The sequence below is a fragment of the Tenacibaculum sp. SDUM215027 genome, from assembly GCF_050566205.1.
GTDB lineage: Bacteria > Bacteroidota > Bacteroidia > Flavobacteriales > Flavobacteriaceae > Polaribacter.
In genome coordinates, this window is record NZ_JBNXUE010000001.1 from 69,027 (window position 1) to 88,775 (window position 19,749).

General features: G+C 33.1%; 18 protein-coding genes and 1 tRNA gene. 4 read left to right on the forward strand and 15 right to left on the reverse strand.

Annotated elements, in window-relative coordinates; translation table 11 throughout:
- The first annotated feature begins 29 nt into the window (after positions 1-29).
- Entirely contained in the window at positions 30-1,151 is a 1,122-nt protein-coding gene (locus ACQYZ7_RS00375) for a LytTR family transcriptional regulator DNA-binding domain-containing protein (protein WP_430727841.1), read from the forward strand.
- 299 nt (positions 1,152-1,450) lie between these two features.
- Here ACQYZ7_RS00375 and ACQYZ7_RS00380 read toward each other — a convergent pair.
- From ACQYZ7_RS00380 to mraZ, 15 genes are all read right to left on the reverse strand, one after another.
- Positions 1,451-1,524: transfer RNA gene (locus ACQYZ7_RS00380), tRNA-Arg, on the reverse strand.
- An 11-nt stretch (positions 1,525-1,535) separates the two neighbouring features.
- Entirely contained in the window at positions 1,536-1,982 is a 447-nt protein-coding gene (locus tag ACQYZ7_RS00385) for a GatB/YqeY domain-containing protein (protein ID WP_430727842.1), read from the reverse strand.
- Positions 1,983-2,050: 68 nt separating this feature from the next.
- On the reverse strand, positions 2,051-3,913 hold the full coding sequence (gene ftsZ / locus ACQYZ7_RS00390) for a cell division protein FtsZ (RefSeq protein WP_430727843.1): 1,863 nt from the start codon (positions 3,911-3,913) through the stop codon (positions 2,051-2,053).
- A gap of 84 nt (positions 3,914-3,997) precedes the next feature.
- Entirely contained in the window at positions 3,998-5,338 is a 1,341-nt protein-coding gene (ftsA, locus tag ACQYZ7_RS00395) for a cell division protein FtsA (protein ID WP_430727844.1), read from the reverse strand.
- Positions 5,325-6,065 carry a cell division protein FtsQ/DivIB gene (locus ACQYZ7_RS00400; protein WP_430727845.1) on the reverse strand — a complete coding sequence of 247 codons (741 nt, stop codon included), beginning with the start codon at positions 6,063-6,065 and terminating at the stop codon, positions 5,325-5,327. Before ACQYZ7_RS00400 ends, ftsA begins: the two co-directional genes overlap by 14 nt.
- Position 6,066: 1 nt before the next feature.
- Entirely contained in the window at positions 6,067-7,413 is a 1,347-nt protein-coding gene (murC, locus tag ACQYZ7_RS00405) for a UDP-N-acetylmuramate--L-alanine ligase (RefSeq protein ID WP_430727846.1), read from the reverse strand.
- Entirely contained in the window at positions 7,413-8,504 is a 1,092-nt protein-coding gene (gene murG, locus ACQYZ7_RS00410) for an undecaprenyldiphospho-muramoylpentapeptide beta-N-acetylglucosaminyltransferase (protein WP_430727847.1), read from the reverse strand. Before murG ends, murC begins: the two co-directional genes overlap by 1 nt.
- The gene (locus ACQYZ7_RS00415) at positions 8,488-9,678 is read right to left on the reverse strand and encodes an FtsW/RodA/SpoVE family cell cycle protein (protein ID WP_430727848.1); all 1,191 of its coding nucleotides are present in this window, start codon (positions 9,676-9,678) and stop codon (positions 8,488-8,490) included. Before ACQYZ7_RS00415 ends, murG begins: the two co-directional genes overlap by 17 nt.
- A gap of 16 nt (positions 9,679-9,694) precedes the next feature.
- Positions 9,695-11,029: a UDP-N-acetylmuramoyl-L-alanine--D-glutamate ligase gene (gene murD / locus ACQYZ7_RS00420; protein WP_430727849.1), complete on the reverse strand. Its 1,335-nt coding sequence runs from the start codon at positions 11,027-11,029 to the stop codon at positions 9,695-9,697.
- Positions 11,030-12,256, reverse strand: coding sequence for a phospho-N-acetylmuramoyl-pentapeptide-transferase (gene mraY, locus ACQYZ7_RS00425; protein ID WP_430727850.1), 1,227 nt, complete (start codon positions 12,254-12,256; stop codon positions 11,030-11,032).
- Positions 12,257-12,259: 3 nt separating this feature from the next.
- Positions 12,260-13,726 carry a UDP-N-acetylmuramoyl-L-alanyl-D-glutamate--2,6-diaminopimelate ligase gene (locus tag ACQYZ7_RS00430; RefSeq protein ID WP_430727851.1) on the reverse strand — a complete coding sequence of 489 codons (1,467 nt, stop codon included), beginning with the start codon at positions 13,724-13,726 and terminating at the stop codon, positions 12,260-12,262.
- Positions 13,727-15,739 (reverse strand): penicillin-binding protein, encoded by a 2,013-nt coding sequence (locus ACQYZ7_RS00435; RefSeq protein ID WP_430727852.1) that lies wholly within the window; start codon positions 15,737-15,739, stop codon positions 13,727-13,729.
- Between the two features lie 6 nt (positions 15,740-15,745).
- Entirely contained in the window at positions 15,746-16,075 is a 330-nt protein-coding gene (locus tag ACQYZ7_RS00440) for an FtsL-like putative cell division protein (protein WP_430727853.1), read from the reverse strand.
- Positions 16,075-16,971, reverse strand: a complete 897-nt coding sequence (rsmH, locus tag ACQYZ7_RS00445) for a 16S rRNA (cytosine(1402)-N(4))-methyltransferase RsmH (protein WP_430727854.1) — start codon at positions 16,969-16,971, stop codon at positions 16,075-16,077. Before rsmH ends, ACQYZ7_RS00440 begins: the two co-directional genes overlap by 1 nt.
- Positions 16,958-17,425: a division/cell wall cluster transcriptional repressor MraZ gene (gene mraZ, locus ACQYZ7_RS00450; protein ID WP_430727855.1), complete on the reverse strand. Its 468-nt coding sequence runs from the start codon at positions 17,423-17,425 to the stop codon at positions 16,958-16,960. The genes rsmH and mraZ overlap by 14 nt, the downstream gene beginning before the upstream one ends.
- A 203-nt stretch (positions 17,426-17,628) precedes the next feature.
- Between mraZ and ACQYZ7_RS00455 the strand changes: the two genes are divergently transcribed.
- The 3 genes from ACQYZ7_RS00455 to ACQYZ7_RS00465 are packed head-to-tail and all read left to right on the forward strand — an operon-like array spanning position 17,629 to position 19,746.
- Positions 17,629-18,393, forward strand: coding sequence for an alpha/beta fold hydrolase (locus tag ACQYZ7_RS00455; RefSeq protein WP_430727856.1), 765 nt, complete (start codon positions 17,629-17,631; stop codon positions 18,391-18,393).
- A 22-nt stretch (positions 18,394-18,415) separates the two neighbouring features.
- Entirely contained in the window at positions 18,416-19,027 is a 612-nt protein-coding gene (gene yihA, locus ACQYZ7_RS00460) for a ribosome biogenesis GTP-binding protein YihA/YsxC (RefSeq protein ID WP_430727857.1), read from the forward strand.
- 32 nt (positions 19,028-19,059) lie between these two features.
- Positions 19,060-19,746, forward strand: a complete 687-nt coding sequence (locus ACQYZ7_RS00465; RefSeq protein WP_430727858.1) for an RluA family pseudouridine synthase — start codon at positions 19,060-19,062, stop codon at positions 19,744-19,746.
- Positions 19,747-19,749 lie beyond the last annotated feature (3 nt).

Genomic DNA, 19,749 nt, shown 5'->3' on the forward strand with positions numbered 1-19,749 from the left:
TATAGAAAGATTAAAACCAATTACTATTTATGAAAAAAGACCGCGTATATTTCTTAACTTTCTTAGGGTTGGCTATTGTTACATTTGTTGTAAGCTATTTTAGTATGAACTATTTATTAGAAGTTTCTACTAATCATTTTTTACAAACTCAAATTGAAGCTAGCAAGCGAGAAGCTAATGAAATATCTTCTCTTGTACAAAGACAAATAGAAAACGGACTTCCCGAAAATATAGTAATTGATAATTTACAAAGAAGTATAGAAAACACTAGTATTGAATCTGGCTTTATTTGCATGTTTGACTGGTCTGGAGTTGAAATTTGCCATCCTGATCCGGAAAAAATTGGACAGTTAATTTTACCTGATGAATCATTTGTTCAACCTGTTATTAATAAAGAATTAGATTCTCACGATTTTTACAACCTATTAAACAGTAAAACTGAAATGGGAGGGGTTAGAGAGTTTTCAGATAAGAAAAGAAGCTCTGAAATCATCTATTTATACCCAGTAAAAAATACTGATTGGATTGTTGCTGCACACGCCAACATAAAACATATTAAAAACAGGATGCAAAAACTTAAAACCAATTTTATCCTTGTTTATGGCGCTTCTGGTACTTTAATAATTATTATGTCTTTATTTATGGTTCGATTTATTAGTGGGAAATATGAGAAAAACCTTGAAGAACAAAACGAAGGCTTATCAAAAAAAGTTCTTACATTATCTCAGTTAAACAGTGATTTAATGTTGTATAGAGAAAAAATAAACACTGTAGATACACCTGCTGAAAAAACACTCACAAACTCAGCTATAAAAAAAAGAATTCTGACTTATGTGAAAGATGAAATAGTATCAATTGAACCTGATAATATAGGATTCATTTATACTCAAAATACTATTACCTATATCTGTTGTCTAGATGGTACAATATTTCACAGCAATAATAGTCTAGAAGATATTTTTTCTGATTTAGATACTACTGAGTTTTTTAGAGCTAACCGACAATTTATTATATCTGTAAAAGCAATAGACAAAATATATAAATACGGAAGTAATCAACTTAAAATAGAAACAAAACCTCGATCTCCTTTAGATATAATTATAAGTAAAAATAAATCTTCAGAATTTAAAAAATGGCTAAGAGGAGAATAGCTTATTTTTTATGATGGTTTGTATTTTTTCATATTTGCTACTAGTAACAGTCAAATATGAGCTGTTATGTTTTTTATATAAGTTCTCTAAACCAAATTCACCCAACGTTTGAGCAATTAGCAATGTTCTTTAATCCGAATATGAAATAGATTTTGGAAAACTACCTGTAAAGATGACATCCGTTAAAGATGTGGGTAAAAATAAACCGAGAATTTTTTTTAAGTTAATTAAGTTTGGTAATCTAGAGTACTTTTTCGAGAATACTCTAGATTACCTTTAACTTGTAATCAATGTTTTAGCGACCCAGAGAGGATTCGAACCCCTAACCCTCAGAGCCGAAATCTGATGTTCTATCCAGTTGAACTACTGAGTCTGTAAATCTTATTAAGCTAATTTAGCTTTTACAATTGCTGAAATAGTTTTTCCGTCAGCCTTTCCTGCCAATTGCTTAGAAACAATTCCCATGACTTTTCCCATGTCTTTCATTCCTTCAGCACCCACGTCTGCTATTGTTTTTTCTACAATTTTCCCTATTTCCTCTTCACTTAAAGCTTCTGGTAAAAACTGCTCTAAAATAGCTGCTTCAGCTAATTCTGGTTCTGCTAAATCGTTACGACCTTGTTCTGCAAACACCATAGCACTGTCTTTACGTTGTTTTACTTGTTTTTGAATGATCTTTAACTCTTCTGCTTCGGATAATTCTCCTGCTCCAGCTTCAGTATTTACTAACATAAAAGCTGATTTCAATGCTCTTAAAGCGGTTAAAGCTACAGTGTCTTTAGACTTCATAGCTTCTTTCATTTTATCCATTACCTGTTTTTGCAAACTCATAATTTATATTTTAAAGTATTAAAAAATCCCGATAAATCGGGATTTTAAAAATAAGTGTTATTCTTTTATTAATCTACATTATCGTGTAAAAACGAGTTATTAGAGCGTAATAAATCGTTATTGTCTGTATTTAATGCTGTATCTGACTTACTAATATCTGATCCGGCATCAATATCAACTCCTAATCTTTTGTAAGCTGGTTGACGTTCTATATCATCAATATTTTTACTTACTTGATCGTTAAATTTGTAGTTAAATCCTTTCATTTTATCACGTCTTTCTTGTGCTCTTTGTTGCAACTCAGAAATTGTTAAACTTAAAGGAGATACTTCTTCACTCGATGCTTCAATATTATTGATTTCTTCTTGTGTTTTCGACTTTACCTCAAACTGTAATTCTTCTTCTATCTCATCTTTAATTATTGGAGTAGAGCTTTTTCCAATTGTTGGCTGTGCACTAAAATCATCTAACACATATCGTTTCTCAACTTTATGGTACTTTACTTCTTCAGCTTTAACTTCTATATTTTCAATCTCATTAGTGGTTTCAACTAAATGAGAGGCTGGTTTTATTTCTTCGTAAGAGTTTAACGGCAAATCAAACAACAAATCTTGTTGTGTTGGTTGCTGTTTTACTTCTCTTTCTTCAACTTTAGGTTCAGCTATATTTGTAATAATAAAATCATCTTCAGAAACAGTTTCTATTTCAATTTCATCATATACTACATTAATATTTTTTATAGCTTCAGTTGTAGGGATAATTTCTGATTTTGGCTCAGGTTTTTCTTCCTCTAAAACATGAACAACTTTATTTGATGGCTTGTTTTTTATCGGCTCATTTATTGCTGGAGACGTTTGTACTTTCTGATCACTAAAATTATAAGTTGCCTTTTGTTCATCTTCTAAAGTATGAACTATTTTTTTTACTTCCGTATTGGTAATATTTCCTTGCTGATCAGCGGCGAAACCCGTAGCTACAATTGTTACTGCTATTCCATCTTCTAATGACTCATCTTCTCCAATACCCATAATAATATTGGCGTCGTAACCTGCTTCATCTTGGATATAATCATTGATTTCACCTATTTCATCTAATGTAACTTCATTTCCTCCAGAAACGATTAATAATAATACATTTTTAGCTCCTGTAATTTTATTATCGTTTAATAATGGTGAATCTAATGCTTTTACAATGGCATTTTTAGCTCTGTTTGCTCCAGTTTCTTTTGCAGACCCCATAATTGCTGTACCACTATTTGACAATACCGTTTTTGCATCGTGTAAATCGATATTTTGTTTGTAGTGATGTGTAATTACCTCTGCTATACCTTTTGCTGCCGTTGCTAATACTTCGTCTGCTTTAGAGAATCCTGCTTTAAACCCTAAGTTACCATAAACTTCGCGCAGTTTATTATTGTTGATAACAATTAATGAATCTACATTATTACGTAGCTCATCAATTCCCTTTTGAGCTTGTTTTGAGCGCATTCTTCCTTCAAACTGGAATGGCATTGTAACGATACCTACCGTTAAAATATCCATGTCTTTAGCTATTTTAGCAATGATTGGAGCCGCACCTGTACCAGTACCTCCCCCCATACCTGCGGTAATAAAAACCATTTTGGTATGTGTGCTCAACATTTGTTGAATTTCTTGTATACTTTCAGCCGCTGCTTGTGCTCCAACTTCTGGATTCGCACCTGCACCTAACCCTGAAGTTAAATGTGCTCCTAATTGAACTTTATTAGGAATAGGACTGTTTTCTAATGCTTGTGCGTCAGTGTTACAAATTACGAAATCTACTCCGTGAATTTGCTTACTATACATGTGGTTTACTGCGTTGCTTCCTCCCCCACCAACACCAATTACTTTAATGGCATTCGATTGTGTTTTTGGCATGTCGAATGAAATGTTATCAAATTCTGCGCTCATAATAACTTTTCTTTTTTATTAATTCTTATTCAATTTTACACTCCTTTTTAGGGGATTAATCAGGAGTATTCTTATATATACTAATTACTCTGCGTTATCTAAAAATTCTTTGAATCGTTCAGTAAACTTGTCAAAAAATGATTTAGATTTTTTCGCTTTGTGTTCCTTCTCTTCTTGGACTTCTTCTATAATCTCGTTTTCTTCCTCAATAGCTTCTTCTACTAACGCCTCTGGTGCTTCTTCTACAACTACTTTTTCTTCAGTTTCCTTTTGCAAACCTTCCATTAACAACCCTACAGCAGTTGCAAATGCTGGGCTCGATAATGCTTCATCTGAATCTCCTGCTAGGTGTTCATTTGGATATCCAATACGAACGTCCATTCCGGTAATATATTCTACTAACTGGCGTAAATGTTTTAATTGAGCTCCACCTCCTGTTAGTACAATACCTGCAATTAATTTTCCTTTTTGAGTTTCGTGTCCGTAGTTCTTAATTTCTAAATATACATGCTCTATAATTTCTTGAACTCTTGCATGAATTATTTTTGATAAATTTTTAAGTGTAATTTCTTTTGGTTCTCTTCCTCTTAACCCTGGAATTGAAACTATTTCTGTTTCTTTATTTTCTCCAGGCCATGCAGAACCGAACTTAATTTTTAATAATTCAGCTTGTTTTTCAATTATCGAACAACCTTCTTTAATATCTTCAGTTATTACATTTCCTCCAAAAGGAATTACTGCTGTATGACGAATAATTCCGTCTTTGAATATTGCTAAATCTGTAGTTCCACCACCTATATCAATCAATGCTACACCTGCTTCTTTTTCCTCTTGACTTAATACTGCTGATGCTGATGCTAAAGGTTCAAGTGTAATATCTGATAGATTCAATCCTGCACTTTTAATACATCTACCTACATTTCGAATAGAAGAAACTTGTCCCACCACTACATGAAAATTTGCTTCCAGCCTTCCTCCGTACATCCCTATAGGTTCTTTTATATCTGGCTGACTGTCTACTTTAAACTCTTGTGGTAATACATGAATAATTTCTTCTCCTGGTAACATTACAAGTTTATGCACTTGGCTAACTAAGTTTTCTATGTCGTTAGCATCAATTACCTCTTCTGATTTTTCTCTTGTTATGTAGTCACTATGGTGTAGACTACGTATATGCTGACCTGCAATACCTACTACAACATTTTCTATTTTATACCCTGAAATACTTTCTGCTTCTTCTGCTGCTTGCTGAATAGATTGTATTGTTTGCGTAATGTTATTAACCACCCCACGCTTTACACCTAAACTTTTCGCTTTACCAATACCTAAAACTTCAAGCTTTCCGTATTCGTTTCTACGACCAATCATGGCAACAATCTTGGTTGTACCAATATCTAAACCAACTGCAATTTTATTGTTTTCCATCTTGATTTTGTTTTGTGCACACAACTTGGTTGTGGTATTTTACATTTATCGCTTTATAATTATTAATGGTTTTGTCAGTAAATGCTTTGTTATAAAATGCTGTTAGCTTTTTAAACTTTATTGAAGCATCTGTTAACTCTCCAAAAAATATCTTATAATCACCACTACGAACTGTAAACGTATATTCGTTTTTGGGGTCTTTTTTAATAGCAATAATTTCTTTAGCGAAAAAACTATTACTATTTATATTCTTTATTAACGTTGTTAATTCTTTGATTTCTTCTGGCTCCCTTATTCCTAAAACTAATGGTACTCTTGCTGAAAAATTTGTTGATAATGGAATTTCTACTCCATACTTATCAACATAAAAAGACTTATCTTTATCAACAATTCGAGCTATCGGTGTTCGTTGTTTTATGGTAGTTTTTAACACCCCATCTACGGTTAAAAACACAGCTGTTTTCTCAACATACGGGTTCGCCGAAACATTAGCCTCTAGAAAGTGTAAATCTACCAATCTTTTTGGTTGGTTTTTAACAAATTCATTATTTTGTATTAACAATTTATCAACCATACTGTGTGTCAAAAAGTTATTATCTCCAGCGGCAAACTCTACCACCGTGTTTTTTACCTTTTTTGATCCATTTCTATTGGTTGTAAAACCATACAAAAACACCAAAAACATCAGCAGCAAGAAAAAAGACAGATATGTTGCTAATTTTTTCATTCTATTTTTTGTGTTTCTCTTTTAATTTATCTTTTACTTCATCAACCAATAAGCCAATATCTCCTGCACCTAACATTGCTACAATTTTTGACTCAGATTTTATGATTTCGTCACTTAATTTTTCCTTTGATATTAGCTTTTTAGTATCAATGGTAAGTTTTTCCAACAACCAACTAGAGGTAACTCCTTTTATTGGTAATTCTCTGGCTGGATAAATATCTAATAAAAGTACTTCATCAAACAACGATAATGCTTCTGCAAAATCATCTGCAAAGTCTCTAGTTCTACTAAACAAGTGCGGTTGAAATACAGCCAACACTTTTTCTTTTGAATACATTTCTCTAACAGATTGTGCTACCGCTTTTATTTCGGTTGGATGATGTGCATAGTCATCAATTAGCACAACATCTTCTGTTTTTATTTTGTAAGAAAATCTTCGCTGTACTCCTTTAAAAGTCCCTAATTGTACTTTTATTTTCTCTAACAACACTCCATAAACATCTGCTATAGCTAGGGCTGCTAAAGCATTCATCATGTTATGATTTCCTGGTAAATGAAATGTTATATTTTTAATTTCTGATGTTGGTGTTTTTACATCAAAAACATATTTACCTGCTTCTATTTTTACGTTATAGGCTTTATAGTCAGCTTCCTCATCAACAGCATATGTTAAGCCTTTTAATGGTAATCCTTTTGCTACTATCAAAGTATCAGAAACTTTACCTGCAAAATCTCTAAATGACTGTTGTAATAATTCATTTTCTCCATAGATATCCAAGTGATCAGCATCCATAGAGGTTACACAAGCTATATTGGGTGATAATTTTAAAAACGAACGATCAAACTCGTCTGCTTCAACTACCGAAACTTTATCTTCTCCTAAAATTAAATTAGAATTGTAATTTTCTGCAATTCCTCCTAAAAATGACGTAGCTTTTTCAGGCTGCATAATGTGCCCTAAAATAGAAGATGTTGTTGTTTTTCCGTGAGTTCCTGCCACTGCTAAACAAAAAGTACTCTTGGTTATTTCTCCCAGCACTTCTGCTCTTTTTAAAACTGTGTATCCGTTATCTATAAAATAATTTAATTCTTGATGATTTTTAGGAACTGCTGGTGTATATACCACCAATGTTTTTTCTTTATTTAAAAATGAAATAGGAATATTTTTTACAGCGTCTTCAAAATGGACTTCTACTCCTATTTCTTCTAAACTTTTAGTGATAGGTGTTGGTGTTTTATCATACCCTGCAACTACTTTTCCATTGACAGAAAAATATCGTGCTATGGCGCTCATTCCTATTCCGCCAATACCTATAAAATAAACGTTATGTATCGTTTTTAAATTCACTAATTGATTAATTTTTCTATTTCGTTAACGATATGATTTGTTGCATTTGGCAACGCTAACTCATTAATATTCTCACTTAAACTTTCTTGTTTTCCTTTGTCTTTCAACAAGGTTTCTAACACAACAGGAAAGGTATCTAGTTCATTCTCTTTAACTACTAATGCTCCGTGTTTATCTGCAATAGATTTTGCATTTTTTGTTTGATGATCTTCTGCTACGTTTGGTGAAGGAATAAAAATAGTTGGTTTACCTACTATACATAATTCTGATACTGAACTTGCTCCTGCTCTTGATACAATAAAATCTGAAGCAGCATAAGCTAAATCCATTCTATTTAAAAACTGATGTACTTGAACATTCTCTAATTCATCATACTTTTTATATTCTTCAAAATATAACTTACCGCATTGCCATATTAATTGAACTCCTTGCTTTTTAAAGAAGTCTAAATTTGCTTCAACTAACTGATTTATCTTACGAGCTCCAAGACTTCCTCCTAATATTAAAATTGTTTTTTTAAATGTATCTAACTCAAAAAACTCTTTACCTTCTTCTATTTTTGTATGGATAAACAATAAGTCTTGACGAACAGGGTTTCCTGTTTTTACTATTTTATCTTCAGAGAAAAAACGTTCTAAATTATCGTATGCAACACATATTTTCTGCGCTTTTTTCCCCAATAGTCTATTGGTTATTCCAGGATATGAATTTTGCTCTTGTATTAAGGTTGGTATTCCTTTTCTATTAGCTACCATTAGCGTTGGTCCGCTTGCAAAACCTCCTGTACCAACAGCTACATTTGGTTTAAATTTTCGTATAATTCGATATGCTTTCCATAAACTACTTAACAGTTTAAATGGAAACATTAAATTCTTTAGAGTTAGCTTTCTTTGAATTCCTGAAATCCACAATCCTTTAATTTCGTATCCTGCTTGCGGAACTTTTTCCATTTCCATTTTATCTTTTGCTCCTACGAACAAAATGTTAGCTTCCGGGTAACGAACTTTTATTTCGTTAGCAATTGCTATTGCAGGATAAATATGACCTCCTGTACCTCCACCGCTTATTATGATATTAATCGATTGTTTCATGTAAAATATCTAAAGGGTTATCATCTAAAATTGTTTCTTCAGTTTCGTTTTTAGAAGCGCTCACACTTAAAATCATTCCTAATGCGAAACATGTCATCCAAATAGAGGTACCTCCACTACTGATTAACGGAAGGGTTTGTCCTGTTACTGGTAAAATATTCACTGCTACCGCCATGTTAATCATTGCTTGAAAAACAATGGGAATTCCCACACCTACAACCAACAAAGTAGCAAATATGGTAGTAGCCTTTTTAGCTGTTATTAAAATTCTAAAGAGTAGTAAAAAGTAAATAAAAATCACCACAATTGCACCTGCAAAGCCGTATTCTTCAACAATAATTGCATAAATAAAATCAGATGAGGATTGTGGTAAAAAGTTTTTCTGTACACTTTTTCCTGGTCCTTTTCCAATTACACCTCCTGTTGCAATGGCTATTTTAGCTTTTTCTACTTGATAATCTTCTTCTCCGTCTGATTGGGAGAAACTTTCAATTCTACTTTTCCATGTATTTACACGGTTAGGCATTGCATCTGGAAATGCTTTAGCTACTAATATAAAAAACAAAAAGGCAAAAAGTCCAATTCCTAATATATAACCTATATATTTTAATGGATATCCTCCTATGAACGAAACCATTAAAATCATAAAGAACACCATAGCTGTGGTTGAAAAATTTGCTGGCAATATTAACACTAACACTAAGCCTACCGGAAGCCACAACTGTAATAAACTCTCTTTAAAAGAAATTATTTTTTCTTTATTTTTTGCTAAGTATCGTGCAACATACACCATTAATACTAAGCCCGCTAAAGTCGAGGTTTGAAATCCGATTCCTACAAACGGAATGCGAATCCACCTACTCGCATTAGCCCCTCCAATTGTGGTTCCTTGCGCTAAAGTAAAGACCAATAACAGGACAACTACAGGTAGCATTAAAACGGAACCTCCACTGAAGTACCTATATGGAATTTTATGTACTCCATAAATTACTGCAAACCCTGTAATTAGTAACACAATGTGTTTTACCAAATGCCCTAAAGTAGATCCATTACCAACCACGTACACCAAATTGGTACTTGCACTATATATTGGCATAAATGAAAATATTGCCAATACTGCAACTATAGCCCAAATGGCTCGGTCACCTTTTATATGTCGAAAGATGTTTTTCATCAATCTTTATTATACATTATATATTTCTTACAGCTTCTTTAAACTTTCTTCCTCTATCTTCATAGTTTTCAAACAAATCGAAACTAGCACACGCTGGTGACAACAATACCGTATCTCCTCTTTGTGCAACTTTATAAGCTACTTTTACTGCTTCTTCTGCACCAGCAGTTTCCACCATAACATCTACTACATTAGCAAAAGTGTCTATAATTTTTTGATTATCTAACCCTAAACAAACTATTGCTTTTACTTTTTCTCTTACTAGAGGTAATAAGTCAGTATAATCATTCCCTTTATCTACACCTCCTACAATCCAAACTGTTGGGTTATCCATACACTCTAACGCATAAAAAGCCGCATTTACATTAGTAGCTTTACTATCGTTAATGAATTCAATTCCATTTACTTTTTGCACTTTTTCTAAACGGTGTTCTACACCTTCAAAATCAGATAGGCTTTCTGCAATTGTTTCTTTTCTTACTTTTAACAACCTTGCAGCCATTGATGTAGCCATTGCGTTTTTTGTGTTGTGCTTTCCTTGTAATGTTAGTTCAGAAACCTTCATTAATTTTTCTTCTGTATTAAATTTCATTATGATCGTGTCTTGTCTTAAAAAAGCTCCGTATTCCAATTCTTTCTCTATTGAAAATGGTACTAGCGTTGCTTCTGTTTTGTTATTTCTTAACCAAGTTTGAATTGCTTCATCATCGGCATCGTATATTAAAAAATCATCTTTTGTTTGATTTTTTGTAATTCTGAATTTTGAGTTTATATAGTTATCAAATTCATATTCATATCGATCTAAATGATCTGGTGTTATATTAGTAATTACAGCAATATGTGGTTTAAAATTTTCAATACCATCCAGCTGAAAACTACTTAACTCCAACACGTATTCGTCGTACTTATCATCAACCACTTGTTCAGCGAAACTATCTCCTATATTTCCTCCAACTCCTACATTTAAACCTGCTTTTTTTAATACATAATGTATTAACATAGTTGTGGTTGTTTTTCCGTTTGAACCCGTAACTCCTACGATTGTTGCATTCGTAAACTCTGACGCAAATTCTATTTCAGAAATTACTTTAATTCCTTTTAAAACCAACTTTTGCACAAGAGCTACTTTTTCTGGAATCCCTGGACTTTTCATCACCACATCAGCATTTAAAATTTTATCTTCAGAATGCTGATTCTCTTCAAAATCGATTGAATTATGTAAAAGAACTTTTTTATATCGCCCTGCTATACTTCCTTTATCAGAAACAAAAACGTCATATCCTTTTTGTTTTCCTAAAAGTGCTGTTCCTACACCACTTTCTCCTCCTCCAAGCACAACTAATCTTTTCATTTATCTTAACTTCAATGTTACTATGGTAAATACAGCTAACAAGATTCCTACAATCCAAAAACGAACTACAATTTTACTTTCATGATAATTTAGTTTTTGGTAATGATGGTGTAAAGGAGACATTCTAAAAATTCGTCTTCCTTCTCCAAACTTCTTTTTTGTGTATTTAAACCACGAAACCTGTAGTATTACTGATAGGTTTTCAACCACAAATATTCCTGCTAAAACTGGTAGTAATAATTCTTTTCTTATGGCAATTGCTATTACCGCTATAATCCCTCCAATGGTTAAACTCCCAGTATCTCCCATAAATACTTGTGCTGGATAGGTGTTATACCATAAAAACCCTATTAACGCTCCAGCAAAAGCAAAGATGAACACCGTCATTTCTCCTGACTTTGGGATATACATCACATCTAAATAATCTGCAAAAATGATATTACCGGACACCCATGCGAAAATTGCCAGAGTTATTACCATAATTGCAGATGAACCCGCTGCTAAACCATCAATTCCATCTGTTAAGTTCGCCCCATTTGAAACTCCTGTAACAATAAAAACAGTAACAAAAATGAAGATTATCCATCCATATTTCTGGTATCCATCTCCTAAAAAACTTAATGCTTTTGCATAGTCTAGTTCATTATTCTTTAAAAAAGGAACTGTTGTTTTTGTTGACTTATGAGCTTCTCCAAATACTTTCTTTTTACCGTCTACTTGTACAACTTGTTCTGAAACTGGTAGTTGTTCTTTTATAGTTACATCTGGATGAAAATATAACATAGAACCTACGATTACACCAAGTCCTACTTGCCCTAAAACCTTAAACTTCCCTTTTAAGCCAGCTTTATCCTTTTTAAAGACCTTTATATAATCATCAGTAAAACCAATAAGCCCCATCCAAACAGTTGTTATCAATAGAATTATGATGTATATATTCTCTAATTTAGCTAAGAATAGTACAGGAATTAATGTTGCAAGGATTATAATTACACCTCCCATTGTAGGTGTTCCTGCTTTTTGCACTTGTCCATCTAAACCTAAATCTCTTACTGTTTCACCAACTTGTTGTCTTCTTAAATAGTTGATGATTTTTTTACCGAAAATAGTTGAAATCAATAAAGACAATATGAATGCCATCGCAGATCGAAATGTGATAAACTGAAACACACTTGCCCCTGTTAAGCTAAATTCACTTTCTAAATATTGAAATAAATAATATAGCATTCGTTAGTGTTTTTTTAGTTGATTAAAATAGTTGGTTACTTCTTCTAAATCATCAAAATGATGCCTAACACCATTTATTTCTTGATAGGTTTCATGTCCTTTTCCTGCAATAAGTACAATATCACCTGACTTTGCCAGTTTACAAGCTGTTTTTATAGCTTGTCTTCTATCTACAATTGATAGTGTTTTTTTATAATTTTCTGCAGTAACACCTGTTTCCATTTCATCAATTATCGACTGAGGATCTTCTGTTCTAGGATTATCTGAAGTAAAAACAACTTGATCACTTAACTGAGAAGCAATTAGTGCCATTTTTGGACGCTTCGTTGCATCTCTATCTCCTCCACAACCTACAACTGTAATCACTGTTTCATTTCCTGTCCGGATATCATTAATTGTTTGCAATACATTTTTTAATGCATCTGGCGTGTGTGCATAGTCTACTATAGCTGTAACTTCCTCATCAGAAACTATATACTGAAATCGTCCACTTACACTTTCTAACTCACTTACAATTCGTAAAATTTCTATTTTTTCAAGCCCTAACAACTCTGCTACTCCATAAATAGCCAACAAATTATACGCATTAAACTCCCCTATTAACTTCGTCCAAACTTCTACTCCATTGATTGTTAACAAGGTTCCTGAAAGGCGTTTTTCTAACACTTTTGCCTTAAAGTCTCCGATTGTTTTAAGCGCATAGGTTTGTTTATTTGCCTTTGTGTTTTGCAACATTATTTGCCCATTCTTATCATCAATATTTACTAAAGCAAATGCCGATTTTGGTAATGAATCAAAAAACGCTTTTTTTATATCACGGTATTCTGCAAATGTTTCGTGATAGTCTAAATGATCGTGAGATAAGTTCGTAAACACACCCCCTGAAAATTCTAATCCTTCAGTACGTTTTTGATGAATTCCGTGAGAACTTACTTCCATAAAACAATAGTCAACTCCTGCTTCAACCATTTTTGATAAATATTCATTTATCACTACTGAATTTGGTGTTGTATGTGTTGCTTTATATTCTTCTTCATCAACCATTACTCTCACAGTTGACAACAACCCTACTTTATATCCTGCTTTTTTGAATAGTTGATACAATAAGCTTGCAATTGTAGTTTTACCATTTGTTCCTGTTACTCCAACTAATTGCAAGCTTTTTGACGGGTTGTTATAATAATTTGCTGCTATTATTGCTAATGCAGCATTTGAATCTTCTACTTTAATATAAGTTACTTCTTCATTTCTACCATCCGGCATCACCTCACAAACAACAGCTTTAGCCCCTAACGATACTACCTTCGCTATAAACTGATGTCCATCTACTGTTACACCTTTTTGAGCTACAAAAACATCTCCGCTCTCCACCAGTCTACTATCAAAATGAATTGCCCCTATAGCAATATCTGTATTTCCGTAAACTTCTTTTACAGCTACCTTATATAATATGTCTTTTAATCTTTTCAACTATGATAATTTTAAATATATCGTTGCACCTTTTGAGATTTTCACTCCTCTATCTACAGATTGTTCCGTTACCTTTCCTACTCCTGAAAACTTAACCTTCAACCCCATATTCTCTAATAACGCAACTGCATCCATTCCACTCATACCTATTACTTTCGGCATGATTGTTTTATATTTTCTTAATTTTTGATAGTATTCTTGATACTCTTTTCCTAGAACTTCTTCTGAAATTTCATCAGATACAAACTGATTATTAATAGCTGTTGAAGTATAAATTTTCTGAGCTATCTCCTTAAATATAGGAGCCGCTACTGTTGCCCCATAATAGCCTTTCTCTTTTTTGGGACTATGAACTATTACAATACAAGAATATTTAGGTTCATCAGCTGGAAAAAACCCTGCAAAAGAAGCTACATATTTTTGATTTGAATAATATCCTCCTTCATATTCTCCTTTAGCATTCTTAGTTCTTGGAATGTATTTTTTCGCAGTTCCTGTTTTTCCTGCCATAGAAAAATTTGGTGAATATATTCCTTTACCTGTTCCGTATTTTATAGTATTCTCCATCACTTTTCTAACTTTATCTATAGTTTCTTGTGATGCTATCTTTTCTTTTACTACTTCTGTTCCAAAGCTTTCTTCTACCTTACCTCCAACTCTCAATTCCTTAACAAAGTATGGTTTCACTAATTTCCCGTCATTTGCAACCGCGTTGTAAAATGCTAATGTTTGTAATGGTGTAAGTGAAACTCCATACCCCCAAGCCATCCATTCTAATGAAATTGGACTCCAACTTTTTTCTGAAGGTTCAGGTATGTAAGGCTTTCCTTCTCCTTTAATTTTAACTCCTGTTAATTGATCTAAACCAAACGACTTAATTTTTTCGGTAAATTTTTTCGGGTTCTTATCGTAATGTTTCTGGATTATTTTTACTATCCCAACATTTGAAGAAACCTCAAACACTCTTCCTAATGATATTTTTCCGTAACCTCCTCTTTTACTATCTTCTACTTTACGATTATTAATATAAATTCTTCCTCTTTCACAATCTACAACAGTTGATGTATCAGCAACTTTATCTTCGAGCGCTACCATTAAACTAGCTAACTTAAAAGTTGACCCAGGCTCATGGCTCTCCCAAACAGCGTAATTTCTTTTCTCGTAATATTTCCCTTTAGAAGTTTTTCCTAAATTAGAGATCGCTTTAATCTCTCCTGTCTCTACTTCCATCACTACAGCACAACCATGATCTGCTTCAAAATACTCCATTTGTCTCAACAAAGCATGATGTGTAATATCTTGAATATTCACATCTATTGTAGTAATTACATCACTACCATCTATAGGCTCCTTCTCATTTACATCATTTATAGGCTTCCATTGCCCTTTGGCTATCTTTTGCTTTAAACGCCAACCGTTTTCCCCTTGCATATAATCAGCAAAAGCTCCTTCAATTCCTGCTCCTCCCCTGTAATCGTCGTAACCAATAGTACGTTCTGCTATTTTACCAATAGGATGTACACGAACTGTTTTTTGTTCCGCTATAAAACCTCCTCGATATACTCCTCGATTAAAAATCGGGAAGCTTTTCATTCTCACATAATCATTATAACCAACATTACGAGCTATTAACAAATAACGATTTCTACGTTTTTTTGCATTACGTAATTTCTTTTGATAATAACTTGCTGGTTTCCTTAATAACCCAGAAAGTGATTCAGAAAGCGCTCGGATATTTTTTTCAAAAACCTCAGAATCTACAGATACCACATCCATACGAATGGTAAATTTCGACATAGAAGTTGCTAACAAATTCCCATCTGCCGCATACACATTACCTCTATTCGCAAAAATAGTATCGTTTTTAATATTTTTTTCTTCGGAAAGCTTTCTATACCTATCTCCTTCTACATATTGGAGTTTAAAAAGTCTAAAAATGATAACTACAAAGAAAAGCGTCATTAAAACAACAATCACGTAGAGTTTGTTTAATATGCCTTTTTTTACTATCATTTTATATTACTCTTTATTATATGTTACTTTAATTTTTTGGGGCGGTTTTTTTGCAGGATACAACCCTTTATTTTTCACTTTGTCTCGAATACTACTTTCTAACTTCATTCGCATTAGCTGAGTACTCGTATCTACATCTTCAGCCCGCAACTCCCTTTTTTTCTTATTCAACGCTGCTATTTGCACTACTTTTGCGTCTGCACTATGCGAACTATAAATCATTATTAACAACAGTAACACGACAAAAATCAAAATTCGCCAGTTTTTAAACGAGCTTTCGTCCGTAAGGAAACTACCTCTTAAAAGATCGTATATATTCTTTCTTACTTTAGACATTACTTTAATGTTGCTATTCTTAGTTTCGCACTTCGTGCTCTGTTATTTTCTTTTATTTCTTCTTTTGTTGGTATAATCATTTTACCAACTTTTTTAAGCGGCTCACTAGTGTTACCATAGAAATCTTTTTCTGGCTCCCCAGTAAACAACCCCGTCCTTATAAACCTCTTCACCAATCTATCTTCTAACGAGTGATATGAAATAACACTCAATCTTCCTTCTTCATTTAATAAATCTGGAATTTGCTGTAAAAACTCTTTCAACACTTCCAATTCTTGGTTTACTTCAATACGTATAGCCTGAAAAATTTGCGCTAATATTTTATGCTCTTTTGCTTTCGGAAGAAACTTCTGTAACACCTCTTTTAACTCAAAGCTCGTTTTAACCTCTCTATCAACTCTTGCTTCAACAATAGTTTTTGCTAAAGTTCGTGCGTTTCGCAATTCCCCATACAAAAACAAGACATCAGCTAAATTCTCCTCACTATATGTATTGATGATTTTTTTTCCTGAAAGATTAGATTTCTGATCCATTCGCATATCTAAATCCGCATCAAAACGAGTTGAAAACCCTCTTTCCGCTTCATCAAACTGATGTGATGACACTCCTAAATCAGCCAATACACCATCAACCTTCTTCACACCATAAAAGCGTAAAAACCTAGATATAAATCGAAAATTCTCACCAATCAACACAAAACGCGGATCATCAATTTTGTTTTGCTGCGCATCCGGATCTTGATCAAAAGCGAACAACTTACCTTTCTCTCCTAAACGACTTAATATTTCTCGAGAGTGCCCTCCTCCTCCAAAGGTCACATCCACATACACACCACCTTCTTTTATATTAAGTGCATCTACGCTTTCTTTTAACAAAACTGGATTATGATAACTCATCTGCTTCCGTATTACCCATTACCTCCTCTGCCAAATCAGCAAAATCAACAACAGCATCATCAATTACTTTTTCGTACTTATCCTTATCCCAAATCTCAATAATATTCACCGCAGAAGAAAGCACTACTTGCTTCTCAATTCCTGCGAACTGACATAAATCTTTCGGAACCAATATCCTTCCAGAAGCATCCACATCCACTACTTTTACACCAGCTGTAAACCTCCTGATAAAATCATTATTTTTCTTTACAAATCGATTTAGTTTGTTGATTTTTGCCATCATCAAATTCCACTCTTGCATCGGATACAACTCCAAACAAGACTGAAACACAGAGCGTTTAACCACAAAACCTTCTTGCAACACAGAAGACAACTGCTTCTTGAACGCTGATGACATCATCAACCTTCCTTTAGCATCTACCTTACATTCATATGTCCCAATTAAATTTACCACGTAAAGAAACTATAGTTTGCATCAAAAATAAAAAATATTTACCACTTTTTACCACTTTTTACCACTTTGTTAATAAGTTTTGGTTTTTTAGCTAAAAAACTGATACTAAAAGACTTCTACACTAGCACCACACACGAAATAATAAAAATGAAAAAGTGATAAAAAAGAACTACATTTGTGGTTAAGTCAAACCAGAAACATATATGACTGAATTTTTAAAGAAAGAAGACAAATTTACATACGCTGAAGCAGGTGAAGGAAGCCCAATTATCATCCTTCACGGATTAATGGGAGCTTTAAGTAATTTTGACTCCACTTTTAATCATCTTTCAAAAAAAGGATATCAAGTTTTTATACCAGAATTACCCTTATACACCTTACCTCTCCTTAAAACTAACGTAAAGAATTTAGCCAAATTTTTACATGATTTCATAGAATACAAAGGACTTAAAAATGTTACTTTACTAGGAAATTCTTTAGGCGGACACATAGCTTTATATTACACAAAACATTATTCTGAAGATGTTAAAGCGTTAGTTTTAACTGGTAGTTCAGGATTGTACGAAAACTCTATGGGAGACAGCTATCCTAAAAGAGGAGATAAAGAGTTTGTTAGAAAAAAAGCTCAAGATGTTTTTTATGATAAGGCTATCGCTACAGACGAACTTGTTGATCAAGTATATGATGTTATTAACGATAGAAATACCCTAATTAGAACTTTAGCTATTGCTAAAAGTGCAATTCGTCATAACATGGCTAAAGACTTACCCAATATGGGACAACCTACCTGTTTAATTTGGGGAAAACAAGACAGCGTTACTCCACCAGAAGTAGCTGAAGATTTCAAAAAACTCTTACCTGATGCTGATTTATTCTGGATTGACAAATGTGGACATGCAGCTATGATGGAAACTCCAGAAGAGTTTAACGAAGTTTTAGAAAACTGGCTTTCTAAACGAGAAATATAACAGCTAAACTAACTTAATTAGTATGAAAATAAAATCTGCTGAATTTGTAATGAGTAACAGCAATGTTATAAACGCACCAAAAGAACGCATTCCTGAATACGCTTTTATTGGTCGTTCTAATGTTGGTAAATCCTCATTAATTAATATGTTAATGGAACGTAAAGATTTAGCTAAAATCTCTGGAAAACCAGGAAAGACACAACTTATCAATCACTTTAAAATTAACGATGAGTGGTTTTTAGTAGATCTACCCGGATATGGTTACGCACAAGTTTCAAAAAAGAAACGAACAATTTTTCAATATTTTATTGAAAACTATTTTAAGGAACGTGAACAACTCGTTTGTACTTTTGTTTTAATTGATTCTCGCCACGATCCACAGAAAATAGATTTAGAGTTCATGCAGTTTTTGGGTGAAAACCGCATTCCGTTTTGTATCGTTTTTACCAAAGCCGATAAGCTTGGAAGCTCTAAACTAAATAAACAAATTACTACTTACAAAAAAAAGTTATTAAATTATTGGGAGGAATTACCAATGTCTTTTGTTACTTCTTCCTCTACAGGAATGGGACGTGATGAGTTTTTAAACTTTATCGATCAAGTAAACGAGGACGTAGCAGCAAATTTCAAATAAACCTTCCTACTAAGTTTAAGGTAACTCCTATTATGCACTCTACTAAAGAAAATTTGCAGGTTTTACATGAAGACAACCATATTATAGTTGTTAACAAACGTGCCGGTGATATTGTACAAGGTGATAAAACTGGCGACAAACCTCTTTCTGACATAGTTAAAGAATATATCAAAGAAAAACATAACAAACCAGGAAATGTTTTTTTGGGAACTGTTCATCGTTTGGACAGACCTACCTCGGGTATTGTTATCTATGCCCGAACTTCAAAAGCTTTGGAACGTTTAAACAAAATGTTACGTGACAAAACGATTAAAAAAACCTATTGGGCAGTAGTTCAACAACAACCCCAAAAAGCGGAAGACACGTTAATCAACTACTTAAAAAAGAATCCAAAGAATAATAAATCCACTGCTTATACTAAAGAAGCTGAAGGGAGCAAAAAAGCCATTCTTCATTATAAAACACTTAAAAAGCTAGATAATTATTCATTGTTAGAGATAGACTTAGAAACAGGTCGTCATCATCAAATTCGCGTACAACTTTCTAACATTGGCGCTATTATTAAAGGTGACTTAAAATACGGATCCAAAAGAAGTAATAAAGACGGAAGTATTCATTTACACGCTCGAAAAATTGAATTCACACATCCAGTAAGTAAAGAACTTATAAAAATCACTGCCCCAACTCCTTCTGATCCTGTTTGGGATGCTTGCTTGTAATTT

Coding starts and splice junctions, on each gene's coding strand:
- murD (WP_430727849.1), bottom strand. CDS start 11,029: ATGAAAAGATTAGTTGTGCTTGGAGGAGGAGAAAGTGGTGTAGGAACA.
- ftsA (WP_430727844.1), bottom strand. CDS start 5,338: ATGGAAAACAATAAAATTGCAGTTGGTTTAGATATTGGTACAACCAAG.
- murG (WP_430727847.1), bottom strand. CDS start 8,504: ATGAAACAATCGATTAATATCATAATAAGCGGTGGAGGTACAGGAGGT.
- mraY (WP_430727850.1), bottom strand. CDS start 12,256: ATGCTATATTATTTATTTCAATATTTAGAAAGTGAATTTAGCTTAACA.
- ACQYZ7_RS00415 (WP_430727848.1), bottom strand. CDS start 9,678: ATGAAAAACATCTTTCGACATATAAAAGGTGACCGAGCCATTTGGGCT.
- ACQYZ7_RS00455 (WP_430727856.1), top strand. CDS start 17,629: ATGACTGAATTTTTAAAGAAAGAAGACAAATTTACATACGCTGAAGCA.
- ACQYZ7_RS00375 (WP_430727841.1), top strand. CDS start 30: ATGAAAAAAGACCGCGTATATTTCTTAACTTTCTTAGGGTTGGCTATT.
- ACQYZ7_RS00465 (WP_430727858.1), top strand. CDS start 19,060: ATGCACTCTACTAAAGAAAATTTGCAGGTTTTACATGAAGACAACCAT.
- rsmH (WP_430727854.1), bottom strand. CDS start 16,971: ATGAGTTATCATAATCCAGTTTTGTTAAAAGAAAGCGTAGATGCACTT.
- ACQYZ7_RS00385 (WP_430727842.1), bottom strand. CDS start 1,982: ATGAGTTTGCAAAAACAGGTAATGGATAAAATGAAAGAAGCTATGAAG.
- ACQYZ7_RS00440 (WP_430727853.1), bottom strand. CDS start 16,075: ATGTCTAAAGTAAGAAAGAATATATACGATCTTTTAAGAGGTAGTTTC.
- ACQYZ7_RS00435 (WP_430727852.1), bottom strand. CDS start 15,739: ATGATAGTAAAAAAAGGCATATTAAACAAACTCTACGTGATTGTTGTT.
- yihA (WP_430727857.1), top strand. CDS start 18,416: ATGAAAATAAAATCTGCTGAATTTGTAATGAGTAACAGCAATGTTATA.
- ACQYZ7_RS00400 (WP_430727845.1), bottom strand. CDS start 6,065: ATGAAAAAATTAGCAACATATCTGTCTTTTTTCTTGCTGCTGATGTTT.
- ftsZ (WP_430727843.1), bottom strand. CDS start 3,913: ATGAGCGCAGAATTTGATAACATTTCATTCGACATGCCAAAAACACAA.